The sequence below is a fragment of the Paraglaciecola sp. IT1134 genome, assembly GCF_058068185.1.
Window position 1 is genome coordinate 3,756,711 of record NZ_CM176486.1, and the last position, 20,474, is coordinate 3,777,184.

The following is a 20,474-nucleotide window of genomic DNA, read 5'->3' on the forward strand; positions in this document are numbered from 1 at the left end:
TTAGTTGCCTTTTGTCATTTTCTTAGTTTTAGGATCGTAAGTATACCCATGCTGTATTAAGTATGCGTACTCCTTACCAAAACCCGTTAACTTGCCAGTTTCTTCGTTTTTCAATAGACTTATTTTTGGTTGCGTAGCTAACACGATATCATCACCACGATTAATAGCATTATCCAAAAATGGTTTGTTATATTGCTCCCAAAATTGATCTGCACTTTTGAACTGACCATCTGGTACATTTAAAATATTCAGCGAACCAAGCTTTGCATCAAAATTACTTGTTTTAGGATAACCTATATCATCAATAATAGGTTTCATGTCTAGTATATAATTACCAAGAACAGTTGTCGTTTTATCAGGAGCAATGGCCAGCTCTAAGCCGCTAGTTGGCTCATGAGTTATAGTATTAGCAATATATTTATAGAAATCCCCGCTAACACCATAAACTTCTGTGCCTGCATAAAAGTCCACTTCGCCATTGCCATTGATATCACTTGTGCCATTAGCATTTGGCTTAGGTCTCCCTGTACCAATTAGATTATCCAACCCTGATTTAAGTTTTCTCAGGGTAACTATCGCTTCACCTTGCAACGTTCCTGCTGTCTCAGCCGTGCTCTTCAGTACCCCAGTTGCTTGAGCGATGTCGGTAACCCCGGCCGCCACCATTTTCACTATCAACTGACCTGATGCGTAGTTTTCCAGGGCCTCGTATAACTCACTATTATCGTTGTAACGGTCTAACCATAGCTGCGCGGTCTCTTTCGCTTCGGCAACGGTATCGGTGTTTGATACACTGGCTAAATCTGCGCTTTCGAGTACCTCAACAAAGTGGTGCAAGGCATCCACGCCACGGTTGGAGAAATCAGCAATGACCTCGCCATAACTGATACTAACGGTTTGACCTTTGGCATCCACCACGGTGACCGTATCCGTGAGCTTAACATTCTCCCCAAAAAGCTGCATAGCAAGCTGTTGTTGCGCTTCTTGCTCAAATTGAGCTGCTTGCTGCTCACTCTTGACGTTGATTGCAGCTAAATCTGCCGGTAAGGCATTGTTAATATCATCCTCTAAGGCGACTAACTCGTCCTGAGACAAGTTCGTTATACCCCAAGCATCGGTGAGCTGTTCAACCCCGTCGGCCGCAGCGATTAGCACTTCACCTGCTGCCTTTTGGATCGATTGCACATCCTCTGCTATCTGCTTTCTACCGTCCTCACTGAGCAACCTATGGTCAACCGTCAGCTCAATATTCCCTTGCTGGCGATCTACGTCATATATCTCTTTATCAAGGTTAGCGGTATCGCGGTTTAATCCTTCCAGGTCAGTGCTGTCTTGCTCGTTGCCTACACTGATATTACCTTGGCCAATCGTGGCTAGCGTTTTATCCAGGCTTTGGCTGTTGGTGTTGCTGTAACCAAGGTTAGTGCTGTTGAGTGCCAGGTCGGTGTTGCTTTGATTTGGGTCGTTGGGGTTGGCAGAGTCACTTACCCCGACACTGGTGCTCAGCCCCATGCTTTGTTCGCTGCTGTAGTCGGTGTTGCTGAGGTTGGTGTAGGTCAGGCTATCGGTGCTTAAATTGAGTTGGCCTAAGTCGTTGCCCTGTGCGTCCACATTGGCAATCAGCGCCCCGGTGAGCTGGGTATTACCCTCTACAGTAATGTCTGCTTTGCCCCCTGCGGTGATACTGCTTAGCTGCGTGTCTTGGTTGCTGTAACGGCTGTTGCTGGCATTTATGCCGCCGTTAACGCTGCTCACGCCTTCGCTGGTATCGCCCACAGTATTAACACTGGTCGCGGCTGTCTTGCCGGTATGGGTTGTACTGTCGCCACCAAAACCAAAGCCGCCGCTGATACCCGCGCCTTTGCTGCTGCCGCTTTGGCGGTTTTGCGCCGACTCTAGGGTTAAATTACCGCCGATATTCATGCTCATATCGTTGGCGGCCTGCACCGTAGCCCCGATAAAGTTGGCATCGCCTTGGGTGCTGATAGTCAAGTTATCGGCACTCAGGGTGCTGTTGTTGTAAGTGGTGCTGGAGTCTTTACTTTGGTTACGGTTATAGCTGGCATTTACCGTGGGGCCACCCGCTGCCCCCCACACTGTTTGGGCAACCGTGATATGGCCGCTCTGGTCTTCTGAGGTGCTGCTGGTCGTATCGCGACTGGCCAGTACATTGAGCTTATCGGTGTGAATATTCAGTTGGCCGGTGGCGTCAATCTGGCTGCCTTGAATCAGCATTTGTGCCGCGTCTTCAGTATTTTGGCCGCTGACTAGATTAACATTCGCCCCGCTAACGGTTGAGGCCAGTGAGGTGGTTTCTTGATAATGACTAACCGTTTTGCTGGCGTCTATATCCAGCTGTAAGCCAGCATTAAAGCCATAAGTGCCAGTGCTTTGCGCCGCAGTTGCTGTCTGCTGTAGCAACAAGGTGCTTTTGGAAACCACATTGGCGGTGGCGGTAGCCAACCCCGCTCGATACCAGGCTTCATCATCTTGCACATCAGCCAGTAATTCGCGTAGCGCCAGTACATCGTTGTGATCCACCCCTGGTGTGCTATTGGCGTATTCTGCTTCTCGCTGTGCGAGTGTGCCTGTTAGCTGGTCTCGCTCTTTTTCATATTTGCGGTAATCTTGCTCGGCCTGTTTTAACTGGTCTTTAGCTTCATCGACTGCCACAGCAGCCTTCACCACTTCGACCGCCTGGTGCTGCACCACCACACTTAGCTGGGCACTGCCTTGGGTTTGTTCTGTGGTTTCACTGTAGGTATTGTCAGCTTCTTTGATGATGAGGTCGTTGCCGGCTAGCAGGCTGGCTGCGCCTTGGCCGTTTTGCTCAGCATCACCGATTATATCGGAGCCTTCCACCCGGATATCCGCCACTGAGTCTAAAGTGAGATTGCCATTGGCGGCTAAGGTTGAGCCCTGCTGGGTAGTACTGCTGCTAGCAAAATCCGTTTCGGTATAATTGGCATTGCCAATAGAGAGCTTGAGTTGGCCGTCTTCTTGTTTAATGAGCTCACTGGGGTTGGTTAAACCTTTTAAGGTATCACCCAAACCCACATCGATTTTGCGCGCGTGAGCGTAGGTTTCCAGGGTTTCTTGTGCTGCCAGCACTTCAATGTCACCAATGTCGGCGTTGATGGCGGTGTCACCGGCGGCGATTATATCTGAGCCCACCACGGCGGCGCTGCCCGCATCCACAGTGATATTGCCACCGGCATCCAGCAACGAGCTATAGGCAGTGGTCGCCGTTTCACCCTGCATGCTCTCTTTTGAGGAATATAGGCTGCCGCCACTTAACAAGCCGCCTTTTTTACGCAGGCTCTCAACCTGGCTACTTTCTTCGCCAGCACTGATGAGCAGCTCATCAAAGGCCGCGATATTGATATCCCCATCAGCCAATAACTCACTGCCGCCTATGGTCACATCATCCCCTGAAATCAGGGTTAAATCACCCGTAGATACCAGTTGGCTGGCGCTTAACTGCTGGGTTTGTTGTGCATCCAGCTTGGCTTTAGATTTTAAACCCCCAAAGCTTTTTTTACTGACCGATTGCATTTCATAATCGGTATACGTTTGGGCCAGCACGTTAATGTCATTACCGGCAATAACCGTGTCGCCGCCTGATTGCAACTGTGAGCCAATAATATTCACATCACCGCTTTGCTGGATGGCAAGCGTGCCATCCGCATTTTTCTGGGCGTTAATTAATACATCGCCCCCCACCACTACTGAGCTACCAAGCACCTCGTCATGCTGTGACTCGTTAAGGGTGACTTTCTTGGAGAAGGTCTTTTTCTTGGTGGTTTTACTGCTACTGGCGTGAGACTCCACCACCGCTAACAGATTCAACTCATTACCCGCGGCTAAACTTACATCGCCGTTGGCGGTAAATTGTGCGCCATGGGATTGCAGGTTGTTGCCGGCCATCACGCTGAGGTTGCCGCCGCTTGTCAGGCTGGCGACGTCATAGGTGGTGTCGGCGGTGATGTCATAGCCGCCTTTAAAATATTTTTCGCTGCCGCTGGTGCGCTCAACTGCGCCTAATAACACATCGTTACCGGCACTTAAGCTGATGTTGTTGGCCGCGGCTAATTGGCTGCCTTGCAGGTCAATATCATGTGCCGCGTTCATGCTCAAACTGTTAGTCGATACAATCTGCGCCGCGGGCCCAACTGTGGTGTACGTAGTGCTATTGGTGCCGTGTTTACCCGCTTGGCTGGCGGTATGTTGGCTAAACTCGGTACGATTGATAATGTCGTTGCCGGCGCTTAAGGCCACATCAGCGCCTTGTATCAGCGCACCGCCTTGGTTGATCAGGTTGTGTCCGGCGTTTAGGTTCAGATTACCGTTAGCGATTAGGGCACGGTTATTGAGCAAGTCCCCCCCGGTAGTGATATCAAGTCTATTAGCTTGCACCAGAGCATTGTTGGTAAAGTCGCCGCCTATATCTAACCACAGGGTTTCACTGGTTAAATCCTGGGTATTGGTAAAATCGCCGCCCAGTTGCAGGCCTAAGAGGGTATCGCTGGCAAATGAGCCGGTAGCGGTAACAGTAAATGCGCCGTCGGTACGTAGGATCAAGCCGGCGTCTCCCTGAATACCGGCATCCAGATATATGCCGCCATCGGCGCGGATATCGATAAGCCCGGCTGAGCCGATGGTCACGCCATCGGCCAATAGATCATTTTGGCTGATAGTGGCATAAAGCACGTCTTGGCCGGCCTGAATATGGGCTTGATCAAACCCCAAGTCTTCGGTCAGTACTCTGACCTGCTCGTCGCTGATAAAAATATTCTGCCCGACTTGAGTATTAGCTGGGTTTGTTGCCAGCGGCTTGCGGGCTGTTTGGGCGATGTCGGTATTGGCCTTTACTTGTTGGGCTTGTTGCTCGGTCATATTTTTGAAAATATGCTCCGGGTTAGGCATGGCATCAAGTGGCAGTGCGGATTGCTGCTGATTTGTGGAGCCGCCACTAGCGGTTGGCAGGGTGATGTCAGGTGCGTTGTTAGTTTTTGGAGCATTGATGTTTAGCTGGTCAACATCAGCGGATAACGCACCCTCATGGGTATTTTGCCCGTCAAATTGGGCCGGGGGCAGCGCATCTGGATCATTCAAGGTTTGCCCAAAATTGGCATCGTTGGCACTGAGCAAGCTTCGCTCATCTTGGCTTAGCACCTTGCCTGAGCCGGCAACAGGGTCAATTTGAGCAGGTAAAAGTGCAACATCTGCAAGCTCATTACCCCCAGCCTCAGAGCCTGTATTAACGGTCTGACGCTGGGCCAATGTATTGCCTGCTGCGGTTTTGTCTACTGACGTGAGGTTGCGCTGGGTGTTTGTTAGATCATCGTTGAAGTTTTTATCTTCACGATTGATGGGTGCGGTAGTGTGTGCATTACTGGCGGCTTGACCGGCGATGACAGCTGTTGCCCCAGCGACGGCGGCACTGGCCTGTTGCTGGCCTGCGTAGTTATTGTCCGCCACATACGCCACCCCGCTTATGGCCGTTTTACTGGTTGCGCTGGCAGCGCGTTGGGCGCCCCCTGTGCTGCGGGCGGTGCCACTTTTTTGCTTTACTGAGGTGCCTGCGGCACTTTGCGTGCCGGTATTGGTGCCCCGCGTTGCTGTACCCTTAGAGCCGCTGGCGGATGTGTCGACCGTTTGGCCACCGACACCTTCTGGATTAAGTTCGACGTTTGTTATGGCGCCCACCAAATTGCCGGTGATGCCGCCGCCTGCGGCGATGGTACCCAAAGCGCCGCCGGTAAAGGTGGTTTTGCTATAGGTATCAACTATCGTTTCGCCATTATAACTTAGTCCATCCGGCTCAGTGCATCTATCTATCTCACTAAACTGTAAACAAATAGAAGTCCAACTTTCCTCAGTCACTTCTACTGAGGATACTTCTTTGTTTTGTGCCGTATTGTTGGTTAGGCCGGTACCCGCCAAAGTTAATACGCCGCCGGCTGAAATCGTGCTGTAGTTATTGGTAATATTGCCTGTCAGGCTGAGGTTATTACCCGCGGCAATCACACCCGCTTGACCTGTTGACGTGGCGGCATAGGTGGTGGTAGTACGAGTTTCTTTGGTTATACTGAAATGTTCAAGTTTACGCGTTTGACCAGCACTCTCATAACCGGACTCGTCCCCATAGGGATAACGGGTGCTGACCGTGGTTTCCCCTAGGCTAAAACTAGTCGTGCCACTGCGGTTGTTATTGATGGTACCGGTGAGCGCCAGGTTATTGGCCGCCGAGATCGACCCGGCATTATTGTCTATGGTCGTGCCTACTATACTGGCGTTGCCTGCAGAAAAAATGCTGCTGCTATTGGTCACTGAGCCATCTATGCTCAGATTACTGCCGGCATACAACAAGTTGCTGTTGTTAATACTGCTATTGATATCCAGGGTGTTGGCTGCCGCCAAGGTGCCGCTATTGGTGATAAAGCTGGCGTCGACGGTCAGGGTAGTATCACTGCTGATGGTGCCTTGGTTATCAAGGCTAGTACTCAAATCCAGGTGATTATTACCCTTGGCCTTGATATCGGTGTAGTTCGTTAACTTTCGCGCCGCTAACGCCATATTGCCACCGGCTGACAAGGTGCCATTATTGCTAATGTCAGCGCCTGAGCTAAGTACTAAATTATTGCTGGCACTGAACATATCCCCCGTAAACAGCGTTATCCCGGCCGTAATATCAACGTTCACATTGCCGCCTGTCACCTTACCTACGGCCGGTAAACTGGCAGCAATCAGGTTAACGCTGCCGTCTGATTGGATTTGGCCGCCGGCGTTATTAACCCGGTTGGCCGTCACATCGGTCACGGTTTTAGCGGAAATACTACCTTGGTTGGTTAAGGTGCCGCCAGTATCCAGGTCCAGTTTGGCGTTACGACTGGCCATGGTCCCCTGATTGGTTATGGCGCTTGCGGTGATAGTTAGGTTACCAGCCGAGGATATTTGCCCGGCGTTGGTAATTTCACGGCCGCCATTTATGCTCAGCGCGCCGTTACTGTTAATATTGCTGCCTACCACATCGTTGAATACAGCGGAGGCGGTGATAGCCAACGTACCGCTACCGGCCAACAAAATATCACCCCTACGGTTGTTTAGATCCCCTGCGCTTATGCTCAGGCCGTTGCCATTGGCTGCAATCAAACCATCGGTATTATACAAGGCATTGGCACGAATACTGGCACTCCCCGCGCCTGTACTTAACACCTTTCCATTGGCATTGTTTAGGTTGCCAAGGCTGTTAATCGCCACACTCTTGGCGCTGATCATTCCAAGTTGATTGTTAAGGCTGCCCACTGTCAGGTTCAAATTACCAGCGGATGTAAGGCTGCCATTGTTTTGTACCAGTGCCCCGGTGCTACTGAGCACAAGATTACCGCTCCCAGTGTGGCTTATTTCACCATTGCTATTATCTACACCACCATTCGTGGTGATTATGTTGAAGTGGGTGTTGTTGGACTGGATGGTACCGCTACTGTTATTAATGCTGCCGGCGCTTAACATGCCGCTGCCACTGCCCAGTGAGGTAATAGTGCCACCGGTGTTGCTGATACTACCGGCGTTCACATTCAGGTTATTGCCTTGCAGTACACCGCTGTTATTGATCACCGCACCAGTGGTATTGATCCCCAAGGTACCGTCGGCAATCAGGCTGCCCCCTTGATTGTTAAGGGCGCTATTGATTTGCACATTGCCCTGGGTGTACAAAGTACTGTTGCTGTTGGTAAAGGTGCCTGTGGTGTCGACCCTTATCGCTTTTTTGGCAAAGACACTGCCCGCGCCGCTTACACTGCCTTTAAACTGCGCCGTACCGGCTGTGGCAACTGAACCACCGGCAATATTAACACTGCCGTTATTGCCAAGGGTTAAGGTGCCGCCCCCGGCATGCACCAAGGTGCCGCTATTGGTTAGGCTGCCACCCAAGATCATGTTAGCGCCGCTGTTGTACAGGGTGCCTTGGTTAGTTAATTGGCTAACATTGAGCAGCAAAGAATTGGCTGAGGTCGAGCTATTGATCAATACACCGCTATTACGCAATTCATTGCCGCTGTAGCTGGCCGTTACGCTCTCTACCCTGCCCAGGTTTTGTAAACCGCTAAAATCCGCCGACAGGTGGTTGGCAGAAAGGGTGCCACTGTTGGTGATGTTAAGCGCAGCTAAATCCAGCGTGGCGGCGCTATATAGCAGCTTGGTGTTGCTCAGGTTACCGGCCCGAATAGCCAAGGAATCCGTGGCGGAGATTGTACCGGCGTTCATCACATTATGCGTGCCTGCATTGATGGCGATATTGCTTGCCACTAGTTTGCCGGCAGCGCCATTAGTTAGCCCGCCATCCAGACTTAAGGTGTTTTGCGCCTGCAAATTGCCTTGATTGTTCACCCCAGTGGCTAATAACGATAAATTCGCCGCCGAGGCAATAGTGCCGCTATTTTGTAATGTACCGCTGTGGGTCAGGGTAAAATCCCCCTGCCCCAGATGAAGTAATTCACCGTTTTGGTTGTTCAGCTTAGCCAGTGACAATGACAAGCTATTACCGTAACTGGTGATATTGCCACCGGTATTGTTCAAGCTATTGAGGTTGGTGACGCTCAGCGCATTATTCATGTTGCCACTGGCCAGCAGCAAACCAGCGTCGTTGACGATGGTGGCAGCATTCAAGGTGAGTTGTGCTCCTTGGGTAGCGCCTTGGGTGTTGGTCAGTTGACTAGCTGATAGATTAACCTGGTCAGCCTGGATTGCGCCGCGGTAGTTATCGAGCAATCCATTTGTATTGATACTTAACTGTTGGCCGGCAACCAGTTGGCCGTTGCGGTTGGTAACACTCTGTTGTGCATCCAGGGTTAGCGCGGTGACAGCTTCAACTCTGCCGGCGTTATTAATAATACTATTGGCATTGATACTGGCATTGTGGGCAGCGGAAATCAGCCCATTGTTATTAGTAAGTTGCTGAGCTACCAGCGCTATGCTGCCGTTACTTTGCAAAGCCCCGGCACTGTTATCAAAGCCGTCTTGGGCAACAAGCTGCAACACCCCTGCACCTAAATGGCGTATCTGCCCTTGGCTGTTGTTTACCTGCCCCAACTGATCCAGGGCTAGATCGTAAGCATAACTTTCTAACACTCCGCCGACGTTATTAAACGTATCGGCGGCTAAGGTCAGTGAATCATTGCCAGTACCGAGGGCCAACAATAAACCGTTATTGTTGCTAACAGTTGCGGCATTGATTGCCAGGTTTTGGGCTTGAATGGCACCGTTTTGATTATCAATACTCTCGTTAACATTCAGTTCAACAGTTTCACCGACCACCTGACCGTCAGCTTGATTGCTTAGATTATTGGCTGATAACTCAACCTTCCCCTGGGAGCTTATATTGCCGTTAGCATTGTTGATATCGCCACTAGTAATCACCAATACACCGGCGCCTTGCTGGGTTAACACACCACCAGTGTTAGTGACGGTTTGGGCGCTGATTGTCATATCGTCAGCGCTACTGGCCATGATGCCGTTATCGCTGTTGTCCAGCTCGCTCGCTACTGTTATTGCAAATTGGCTGCCGGTGGCGGAGATTTCACCCTGTTGATTGCTCAGGCTAGTGGCTGCTATCGCCAATTGCCCAGCGCTTTGAATTAAACCTGCCTGGTTGCTCAAGGCACTCGCGGTGATTGTCAGCGCCTGTTCTGCTTGCAGCACACCGCCATCGTTATTCAATGCCCCTTGGCTCACTATCGCGCCTGTGCTGTATACCTGGCCGTAACTGTTATTCAGCTCACCCAGCAGTAAACTGCTCTGGCTAAGCAGTAAAATTTCGCCTTGGCGGTTATCCACTTGCCCGGTTAAGACCATATCTCCACTTTGGCTTTGGATAACACCCTGATAGTTGATGATCTGTGTATCAGCGCTGAGCTGTAGCGCCTGCCCTGTTTGCCCCTTGGCGGCCAGAATACCTTGGCTGTTGTCTAATACATCGGCATCAATGCTGATATGATCCGCCACCAGTTGGCCACTGTTAAGCAGATTGGCGGCGCGTAGCTGTGCTGTACCGGCCTCTATCACACCACTGTTATTGATCTGCTGAGCTTCGATGGCCAGCACTGAAGAAACACCGATTTCACCTTCATTAAACAAACGCTTCAGCGTCAGACTTAGACGCTCTTGGGCCTGTTGCAACACTAGCCCATTGCCGTTATCGAGTGTATCGGCTTCGATGTTGGCGTTGCCCTGGGCGTTATACAACAAGCCATCTTGATTGTAGATAAGGCCGCTACTTTGTAGGTTAAGGCCTTGGCCCGCTAAGACTTGCCCTGCGCTGTTGTTAATGTCTGCACTTTGTAACTGCATCTGCCCTTGGGCCTGCAACACTCCGCTGGTATTATCAATGGCGTAGGGGCTAGTGATCTGCAAGTCGCTGGTAGCTTGAATAGTTCCTTGCTGGTTGTTCAGTGCCCAACCACCCAACTGCCCATTAAGCGCCAGCTCCAGCGCTCCTGTACTTGCTATCACGCCCAATTGGTTGTTCAGCATTGCATCACTTTGGATGCTCATTGTACCTTGCCCAAGGTGGGCCAACGTGCCGCCCTGATTGTTTAGCTGCATCACGCTAAGCGTTGCATCCTGGCTGTGAATTTCCAGTAAACCTTGCTGACTGTTGTCAAATTCTTGGCTGACAGTCAATCCAAAGTCTTGGCCCAAGGCCAAGATTTGCCCGCCGTGATTGACCAGTTGGTCCGCCTCAATGTTCATGCTGCTGGCCGCTTCAATCAGTCCCTGATTGTTATCCAAGGTATTGGTATTCAGGCTCAACTGCGCCGCGCTTAATACCCCTTCACCCCGGTTGCTTAGCTGCTGAGCAGTAATGGTTAATCCTTGTTCGGACTGGATCAGCCCGCCAAGGTTATGGAGATTATCTGCGCTGATCGCCAAATCACCGCTGCTGGTGATGGTGCCATCACCTTGCACAATGTCAGTTGCGGCAATCGCACTGCTGAGGCTACTGAGTAAAATCTGCCCCTCTTGGTTTTGCAACGTGTCGCTTAGGTTAATCCTGGCTAGTTCGCCCTGGCTGGCTATTTCGCCATTGCGGTTATCAATTGATGTCAACTCAAGGACGAGATCACCCTGGGCTTGTAGCTGACCATGTTGGTTGTTCAACTCTCCTCCAGTTATGCGCAGGGCTTGTTGGGCGTAGATTTTGCCCAGATGATTGTCGAAATACTCAGCTATCAGCGATAACTGCCCGGCGCTCTCTATCTGCCCGGCATTTTGCAACACTGCGCTAGTATTAATGCTCAGGCCCTGGCCATCACTGCCGGTAGCTAAAATAACCCCTTGGTTATGTATATCTGTGCTGTTGATCTGCAGTTCGTCGCTTTGCATCACGCCCTGATTAACCAGGTGCATAGTGTTGGCAATCATCTGGCTGGCGTTGATCAGACCTTGATTATCCAGGGTGCTCACATCAAGCACTAAATCGCTGCTGGCTGTGAGCGTTCCGCCGCTATTACTTAGCGCTTGTGCCTTTATTGCCAACTGACCAGCCCCTTGTAGGCTGATCAGGCCCTGATCATTGTTTACGTCGCCTGCGGTGATAATTCCTTGCCCACCAACACCGATGATTTCCCCCTGGTTATTATCCAGTAAACCGCTAGTGATATTGAGCCCTTGCTGGGCGGTGATACGTCCCTGCTCATTGAGCAAACGCTCGGTGTGTAATGTTAGCTGGCTGGCATACAGTGTACCCTCGCGATTATCCAGTTCCTTGCTTGTCAGCAGCAACTGCTCAGCTTGGACTTGCCCCTGGTGATTATTGAGCTGGGCGATATCCAGCTTGAGCTGACCGCCACTATCGATAACGCCGCCTTGGTTAGTCAGACTGTCGGCGCTTATGTAGCCAGAAAGATCACTGCTGATCCGGCCGCTATTGCTTAATGTACCAGCAACGAGCTGTAAATCATCGCCATAGATCATGCCCTGATTGTCCAGCTCATCAGCGGTGACTGTTAGTACTTTGGCATTCATCTGTCCGGCCGCGGCGTTGGTCAGTTGTGTTGCGTTGGTAACTAGGCTCTTGGCAGTAATCAATCCCTGAGATGTCAGCTGCTTGCCGGTTATGTCCAGACTACCGATAGCTTGAATTTGCCCTGCGTTATCCAGGTTATCTACCTGCAAAGCGGCGTTATTGACTGCGATATCACCGCCGGTATTAAGTAGTAGCGCTGCGCTTAGTAGACCAGCGTCGCTATTTAAAGCAATCTCACCCTGACTATTATCCAGGCTAGTAGTGGCGCTAATCTGCTGCTGTTGTTGGCCGAGCAGTAATATCTGCCCTGCCTGATTAATTAGGCTGTCAGTGCTGATAAGCGCACCTTGCTGGGCCTCAATCAGCCCATCAGTGTTGTCTAGTTGTTCGGTGGTAAGCTCAAGATATTCAGCCACCAACCAGTCACCACTGTTTACTAGCATTTGGCTTTGTACCATTGTATTGCCGGAGTGTATTTGCCCCTGATTGATTAACTCAGGTGCAGTGATGAGCAAATCAGCGCTTTGAATACGTCCGGTTTCTTTGTTGGCTAACTGCTCGAGCGTTAACTGCATCCCTTCATGAGCCTGGACCAAACCCTGATTTTCTAGGCTAGTCGATGCAATTATTAATTCGTTTGCCTGCAGAACTGAGGTTTCATCGTTGTAAATGCTGGCGCTATTAATACTGACCGTTACTGCACTTATCTCTGCTTGTAGCGTGTTTTGTAGCTCATCCGTGGCAATTGATAATTGACTGTCGGACACAATCTGCCCGCCCATGTTAAACAGCTCGCCGGTAATGAGAGATAAGTCTCCCCCTGCCTGTATGGCGCCACCATCATTGTTAATTTCATCGGCGCTGATGGCGAGTTGGCCTACAGCCGACAGTAAGCCTTGATTATGTAAGCTCGCCATATCCAGAGTCAGATCGCCGTTGGAGGCAATACTGCCATTGGTGTTTTGCAGCTCAACGTTTTCCACTTTCAACTGACCATTGCCCGCCAACTGAATTTGCCCATCCTCGTTATTGAGGTTCAACGTGCTGAAGTGCAGGTTTTGGCCTGCGCTGTGGATAAAGCCCTGAGCGCTATTATCTATAGCAGTTTGATAGTCAAGGCTGAGCGTCTCAATTCCTGTGCCCGTAGCCCAAATCACTCCCGCGCTGTTTAATAATGTATCGCCGTGCAAATCTACTTGTTGAGCTGTCAATTGCCCCGCTGAATTATCAAATTGGTTGGCATTAATGGTTATACTGTCGGCACTAATATGACCACCAACATTCCCCAGATTTGCGCTGGTGATCACCAATTGTTCTGCCCCGTGCAAGCTACCGAGTTGATTGTTGAGTTGTGCTGTTGTTAACGCCAGCGAGCCATCGCTGATTATCTGACCGGCGACATTACTTATTGATTGCTCGGCATGGATCGTGAACTCCCCTAAACCGGCGTGGTAAATCGTACCGTTATCATTACTCATTAACTCAGTTTCAAGTAAAACGTCGTTGCTACTAAACTGAATTACCCCTTGATTGGTAAAATCATCAGCAATATTTAGCTCAGGAATGCTTTGCGCCAAAAATTGTATGACGCCGTTATTTTCCAGCATGTCAACTTGCAACAGGCTGGCAGCATGAAATTCCATGGCGCCACTATTGGCCAGGGCTTGAGTGGTAAACGTGGCGCCGCCGCGCAATAGCCAATCGCCATTATTGGCAAAGGAATCGGCCAGTAGTAAGGCTGTGCCATCCACGATCACTTGCCCACTTTCAATGGCAATATCCTTGCCCTCTAAGTGCAGCGTTCCGTCCTGCCCGAACTGATATATTGTGCTTTCGATTAACTGCACAGTTCCCGCATTGAGCTGAATATTGCCCGCTTGCACTTGGCCACCACTTATTAGCACGTCGTCGGCCGCAATACTTAGCTCACCGCTGGCATCAACATTGCCATCAGCATCCAGCCCCGCCACTACATTTCCCTGGTTGCTAACGCTACCTGCTGCCAGAGTTATCGATTCAACAGCGGCTAAACTGCCGGTATTCACCAATTGTTGGTTAACGTCTATATTGACTGTCTGGGCGTAAGTTGTGCCACTGGTTACCAATCCGTCATTGACAGATTGCAGCTTGAGGCTGCCATGGCTAATGGTGTCTTTGAGGCGTAATTCTCCTTCTGCGGTTAGTTCAAGACTGCTAACCGCATTGATCAGGCCTTCACTGCGCACGCCAAGCCCGGCTTCGGTACCCAGCAATGTAATGCTATTGGCATACATGGCTCCAAGCGCTGAGGCATCCAGTGCAAATTGCAGCGGATTTACCGATGTATCGGAGGTGCTCGCGGTGACTTTCCCGCTGGCATAATCGTAATAATTCTGCCCGGTAACAATATTGATCTCATTGGCATACAGCGCGGCATTCAGTTGCATTGCCCGGGTGACAATATCAAACTTGCTGATATTGCTAGCATTTAACCCTTCCCCCTCGAAGGCGACAGTCCCGCCACTAACATTGATCCCCTGTAAGTTGCCGTTCACCATATCGGGTGTCCCAGTAGCAAACACCACTCTAGGGGTATTGATAAAACCACAACCGTTACAGCTAATGCCATTGGGATTGGCCAGCACAAACTCAGCGGCAGAGCCGAGGATCTCGGTATAACCCAATAGTGACGATATGCCAGAGCCGGTTACCTCGGCCAGAATGATATTGGCCGCGCCCCCAGCCAGACGCCTGTTACCGTCTGTCCAGCCTCCCAATACGGATATGGCGGGCGCCGCACTGTTGTTGAGAATGACGCCATTGGCTGAGACATTAAACTGATTAAATTGGTTATGAGATACCCCGGCGAGGCTTGGCTCGACTATATCAATTACGCTGGTGCCGTTGGCCGATAGCCTGCTACCAGGCTGGCGACTATTTTGCGTAAAATTGCCAATGACAATATTGGTACTGACAGGGGCTTCAAACGAACTGGCCAGTCGTAAAGCAGCCTCCCTCCTGTCGGTAGGATCCTCACTTGCTATTCTTTCAATACCTTTTGCTGCTACCAGTACAGGGTTGAAACATAGAATATAAACTAGAGCACGAGCTGTTTGGCGCTGGATATTGGTAGTAAACATAGTGATGGCAGTCCTTTAAAAACTTAAACGAACGGAAAAATCTATTTCCTGTTGCTGAGTATCCAAAAAATCCGGGGTGCGCAGGGCTCTAGCATAAGAAAGTGTCACCATTAATCTTTCATCAGAAAGAACCAGCCCTAAGTAACCGCCGGCAACCCACTCGTTATCTTGCCCACTGACTCCTTGTACATTCGTACTGCCAGCATCAAGCCCTAACTGCAAACGCAGGCGATTTAACACTGGCCAAGATGTTTCAAAAGGCAGGCTAAAATCATTTCTAACGTAACCTCCTCGATAGCCAAATAAACTGCCTTGCGACAAACCACGCACCGAGTAACGGCCACCGACAGTAATGCCTTCTGAAGCTAAAATGATTTCGGGGGAGTACAGAAGATATAACTTGACGGAATAGCCAACGGCTTGCTGGTTGAGTTGAAATTGCGTATTGAAGCCAAAATCAAACAAATATTTAGTAAATTGAAAATCGTTTTCTGCGCCAGCTAATTCTTGTGTGGCATCTAACCAAGCAACGCTTTTATTAATGTGAAAGGTTGCATCTACACTGCCAGAGGTAACAAAACGCACATATTGAGCCGAGCCATCCCAGACATAAATTACGCGAGAGGAGGTGTCTAAAAAAATGTCTTCAATAAAATTGCGACTTTCTTTGCGGGTCAGCGTCAGCGCTAGATCAAGTTTATCTGCTTGCCCGCGATAATAGGTATGTTTGCTAGTAAGGCTAGAGTTAAACGATGAGCCATGAGTCAAAAAATCAACACTTTCGCCCATCACTGTCTGCTCGTACTCAAAAAAACTGTTATTTAAGCTGAATAACCAATAACCATAGGGGATGGAGTTTGATAGCGAATAGCTGCGAGACGTAGCCTGTGGTAATTCATGTTTTCCTACATTAGACGATGCAGAGGCGACAAAGCTGTCATTTAGGCCAAATAGATTATCGTATAGAAAGTTAGCATCTAGTTGATATTTCCCGGTTTCTTTGACACCGGTATTATCAACCCCAATCGAACCGTGCCATGGCTTAGAAAACTGATTTTGGATGTTGACGATACTGCCGCCTTGCTCAACCCCGGGTACCAATTCTAGTTTGGCTTGATTTTGCCCCAAGCTATTGAGATTTTCTAAGCCTTGCTCCAAGTCACGAAGATTCAACACTTCATGTAACTCAATTGGAAAAGCCGTTTGCAACTGAGTCGCGTTCAAACCATCACCATGTAGTGCCTCTACTACCCCTTCAAGCACCACAATCTGCAAAATACCCTCGGATAGGTCTTGAGGGACGACATAGGCGCGGCTGGTGACAAAACCGCTTTCAAGATAAAGGTTAGAAATCGCCGCGACCAGACCATTAATTTTCTGTAAACCAAGGCATTTATTCTCATAGGCGTTGGTTATTCGTTTAACAACGCTTGTTTGAAGGAGTGTTGCCCCCTCAATAATAATTTTTTGAATAGCAAAGCAGGTATCCGCATTATCATCGACTTGAGAACCCTGCTCCACAGAGGTGTAACTTTCTTGCAGAAACACATTCTGGCGTTGCAACAAAGGATCGATTTGATGATTTAGTCTGTCATTGCCTTGTTTGATTTGTTTTTCATGATTGCTAATAGTTTGCGCTTGCGCCCACAATGGTAAAGAAAAAGCAGACAGCAATATACCGATGTAAATCGTCCTTAATCCGCACATTTCCCTACCATCTCCTAAAGAATCAACACTTTTCGACTATTATTCGAGCTAAAATAGTCTACGGCGCAGAACTCATAAGGAAAGTTTTTTTCTTTATTTGGGAGCATTTATACTCATACAAAGGTATAAAATCCCATGCTTACTAAAGGCAATGTAAAGAGCGTAATGCAATTTTTGAAGAGGCACTTCAACTGCTCGAAGAACTTAAGTTAATCAATAGTAGACCGTGGTAGATGTACATAGACAGTATGAATTAATAATGTATTTTTAAACCTGTTTGCACGTTTATGCCACAATTAACCAACCGCAGTTATATCTACTATTTAGCGTTATATTTTATCTGGGTAATGGATATCCATTCCTTCTGGACAGACATCGTAAACGTGTCGCTTGCCAATTATCTGCCGACTTAAAACCTTTCCTTCAGCCAAAAAAAACGGGAGGAAAATACACACTTGGTAATTTCCTCAAGATCAAAGGTATAATCCTTTTTAAGTTACTCGCAAAGGATCACCCAACGTTTATGTCGACCGATAAAAATAACGACGAAATGCCGTCACTTGTGCTGGATAAAGATGATCTTGATTCCTATCACCGCGCTCGTTCTGTCGGCGCCAAGAAATCCCCTAACGTGGATAAAACCGTAAAACCTGGTAAACAGGGCAGAACTGGCGGCCCATCCTGGTTAGCAGTGTTGTTTTTCGTTATTCTGCTGGCAGGGGCTATAGGTTATGGCTTTTACAATATGCAACTTCAACAACAAGTTGTCATCAAAGCACAAGAGCGGATCAGTGAGCTCGAACGCCGATTATCCGCCACAGGGGAGGAAATGGGCGAGTCTGCGGTGGCCATGCAAGTCAGGGTCACTGAGTTAAGTGATAAAACGCAAGATCTGTGGGAGCAAATGGATAAGTTATGGGCTTCAGCATGGCGCAAGAATCAGTCAGAAATAAAGGATTTAACGGCCAGCCTGAAATCCCAGAATACCCAACTGGCACAAAGCATTAGTGCGGTAAAAGGTGAAAATGACGTGAATGCAACCACTATAGGTTTGCTTCAGGAGCAACTGGATTTTAACGTAAAAGCCTCGGAAAAAATGTCGACTTTATTGAGGAAAGTAGAACAGACAGCCAATGAATCGGATCAACAATTAGCCAGTTTGCGCGAAAAGCTTATGTCTACCGCCTTGGCAAACAACGACCTTGCCAGCCGTTTAAATCAACTTGAAAGATGGCGTAAAGACGCAGAACAGAAACTAAACAGCAGTCCCCAGGGTTCAGCGCCATAATCCCCTCTTAATGGATGTTAGTTCTAGCACTGAAAAGGAGACCATCGGGTCTCCTTTTTACTACGCGCTATCCCTGCGCTTCACCTAAAGGCCGTCCGATGGACGTTCAAATAGGCTCCCGGCCTATTTGTACTACGCGCTATCCCTGCGCTTCACCTAAAGGCCGTCCGATGGACGTTCAAATAGGCTCCCGGCCTATTTGTACTACGCGCTATCCCTGCGCTTCACCTAACGGCCGTCCGATGGACGTTCAAATAGGCTCCCGGCCTATTTGTACTACGCGCTGTCCCTTTCGACTATTTCGGCTTATTCCACAAAGCCTTCATTAGCTTTAACCGTCAACGGGTGATAACCCGGCTTAGCTTCGGCGAATGCCTTACGGGCTAATTCTTTGCCTTTAGGGGTTTGTGATAACGCCTTATAGATGGGTTTAACCAGCTTATTTCGTCCGATACTAACCAAGTAACTATGCACCCGTGGTAAGGCTGGCTGATACCAGTTCTTCACCGCCATCAATAACCAGCTATGCGCAATTTCATTATTCTTGCTCTGGGTAAGATTAAACACGTCATCTAGCTCAGTAAGTTGAGCCTGGGTGAGTTGTTCTGGCATATTATTTAAAAAATATAACCATTGGTGCACGACCCAGTCGTCGCTTTCGATTTCATCGGCGGCTATCTCTCCTGCTAACCAGTTGTTACGTGCATCATCAACTTCAGTGAACGCATCAGACTCGGCCACGGGTGCCCCTGACGGAATACCTGGTTCGAAAATCCACTGCTGGATACGTTTGCCAGACAGTTGTTGAGGGTAGTCTTTTAACAAGGTGCTACCCAGATAATCGATAAACTGATCTGTGGTGATACTCTGAAAGGCAAAGTGCTCAAAATATTCAAGCAGGAAGGCATCAAAATTCTCACGCCCGACTTTTTGCTCCAGTTCGCGTAAAAACAGTGCACCTTTTTCATAGGGAATATTACTAAAAACCACATCGGGATCCCGGCCTCTAAGATCAATGGCTAAAATCTCGTCACTGTCTGGCAGCGAATCAATATCCGCCTGCAAGTCTTGCTGGCCCAATACCGATTCCATGGCGTAACGCTCGTCGCCGTAGACCATCTGCATGATGCGATAGGTCAGGTAGGTAGTGAAGCCTTCGTTTAACCACAGATCACGCCAGGTGGCGTTAGTAACCGTATTGCCTGACCAGGAATGGGCCAGTTCATGGGCAATCAACGAAACCAGGCTTTTATCACCGGCAATAACTGTCGGGGTAATAAAGGATAGACGCGGGTTTTCCATGCCACCAAAGGGAAAAGATGGCGGTAAAATGAGTAAATCGTATCTATCCCAACGATAGGGGCCATAGGTTTTTTCGGTCATTTCTAACATGGATTCGGTATCAGAGAATTCCTCAGCCGCGGCATCCAGCAAAGCTGGCTCAGCATATACGCCTGTACGTTTGCCCATAGGTTTAAATTGCAAATCGCCCACCGCTAACGCGATTAAATATGCGGGTATAGGTTGAGGCATAGAAAACTCATACACACCGTCACGGGCTGTATCTGGATCGTTGGACGCACTCATCACCGCCAGCAATTCCTTAGGTGTATGAATGATCGCCTCGTACGTTACCCTCACCTGAGGGGAGTCTTGCAACGGCATAAAACTGCGGGCATGGATCGCCTGAGATTGTGTAAATAAAAACGGCTGTTTTTTACCTGCGGTTTGCGCCGGGGTTAACCACTGCACACCGGTCGCCTGGGGAGAGGTATGGTACGAAACGGTGACTTTATCTGCTTCTTTAGGAACCGTGATCTGTAAGGCCGCGCCCAGGAATGAATCTTCTTTGACAAGGGTATAGGGCACGGGTACACCGTTTGCGGTCACGCCATTAATTGTCAGATCTCGGGTGTCCAGGATTAAGGTATTGGCGCCTGGCTGCACGCGCTTAAAGCTGATTTGTACATCGCCTGAAATAACTTTTTGGGTGAAATCAACATTCAAATCCAGCGCTAAATGGGTGGTTTTCATCACCTCGGGGTTAGCAAACGAATGATAATCTTTACCCACCTCCAGCGCCTTGTCAGTGGTGACCGCCTCAGTAGAGGGAGTTGAGTTAAAAGGTTGCACGGCAACTTCTTTGTCTGAGCAGCCGCTGATAAGCAATAGCGCAGAAATGGTGGTTATTAAAAATGTCGGTCTCATTATTATTCCTGTTTTAGGGTATCGGATAAATTGTTGCATACTCTGCAAGCGAACAGAACAGTAAGCCCTCATTGAACCATGTAAACACATGTACAGTGAATGTTACCCTCAGGCTCTCTAGCCT

General features: G+C 49.1%; 4 protein-coding genes. 1 reads left to right on the plus strand and 3 read right to left on the minus strand.

What is annotated here, in order from left to right; genetic code table 11:
* On the minus strand, positions 1-15,147 hold the full coding sequence (locus AC3RV5_RS16450; RefSeq protein WP_489728677.1) for a two-partner secretion domain-containing protein: 15,147 nt from the start codon (positions 15,145-15,147) through the stop codon (positions 1-3).
* A gap of 15 nt (positions 15,148-15,162) precedes the next feature.
* Entirely contained in the window at positions 15,163-16,854 is a 1,692-nt protein-coding gene (locus AC3RV5_RS16455) for a ShlB/FhaC/HecB family hemolysin secretion/activation protein (RefSeq protein ID WP_489728678.1), read from the minus strand.
* A 523-nt stretch (positions 16,855-17,377) separates the two neighbouring features.
* On the opposite strand from AC3RV5_RS16455, the gene AC3RV5_RS16460 reads away from it, so the two are divergent.
* Positions 17,378-18,142, plus strand: coding sequence for a hypothetical protein (locus AC3RV5_RS16460; protein WP_489728679.1), 765 nt, complete (start codon positions 17,378-17,380; stop codon positions 18,140-18,142).
* 306 nt (positions 18,143-18,448) lie between these two features.
* Here the strand turns inward: AC3RV5_RS16460 and AC3RV5_RS16465 are convergent, their stop codons facing one another.
* Positions 18,449-20,350: a M1 family metallopeptidase gene (locus tag AC3RV5_RS16465; RefSeq protein WP_489728680.1), complete on the minus strand. Its 1,902-nt coding sequence runs from the start codon at positions 20,348-20,350 to the stop codon at positions 18,449-18,451.
* Positions 20,351-20,474: the final 124 nt, after the last annotated feature.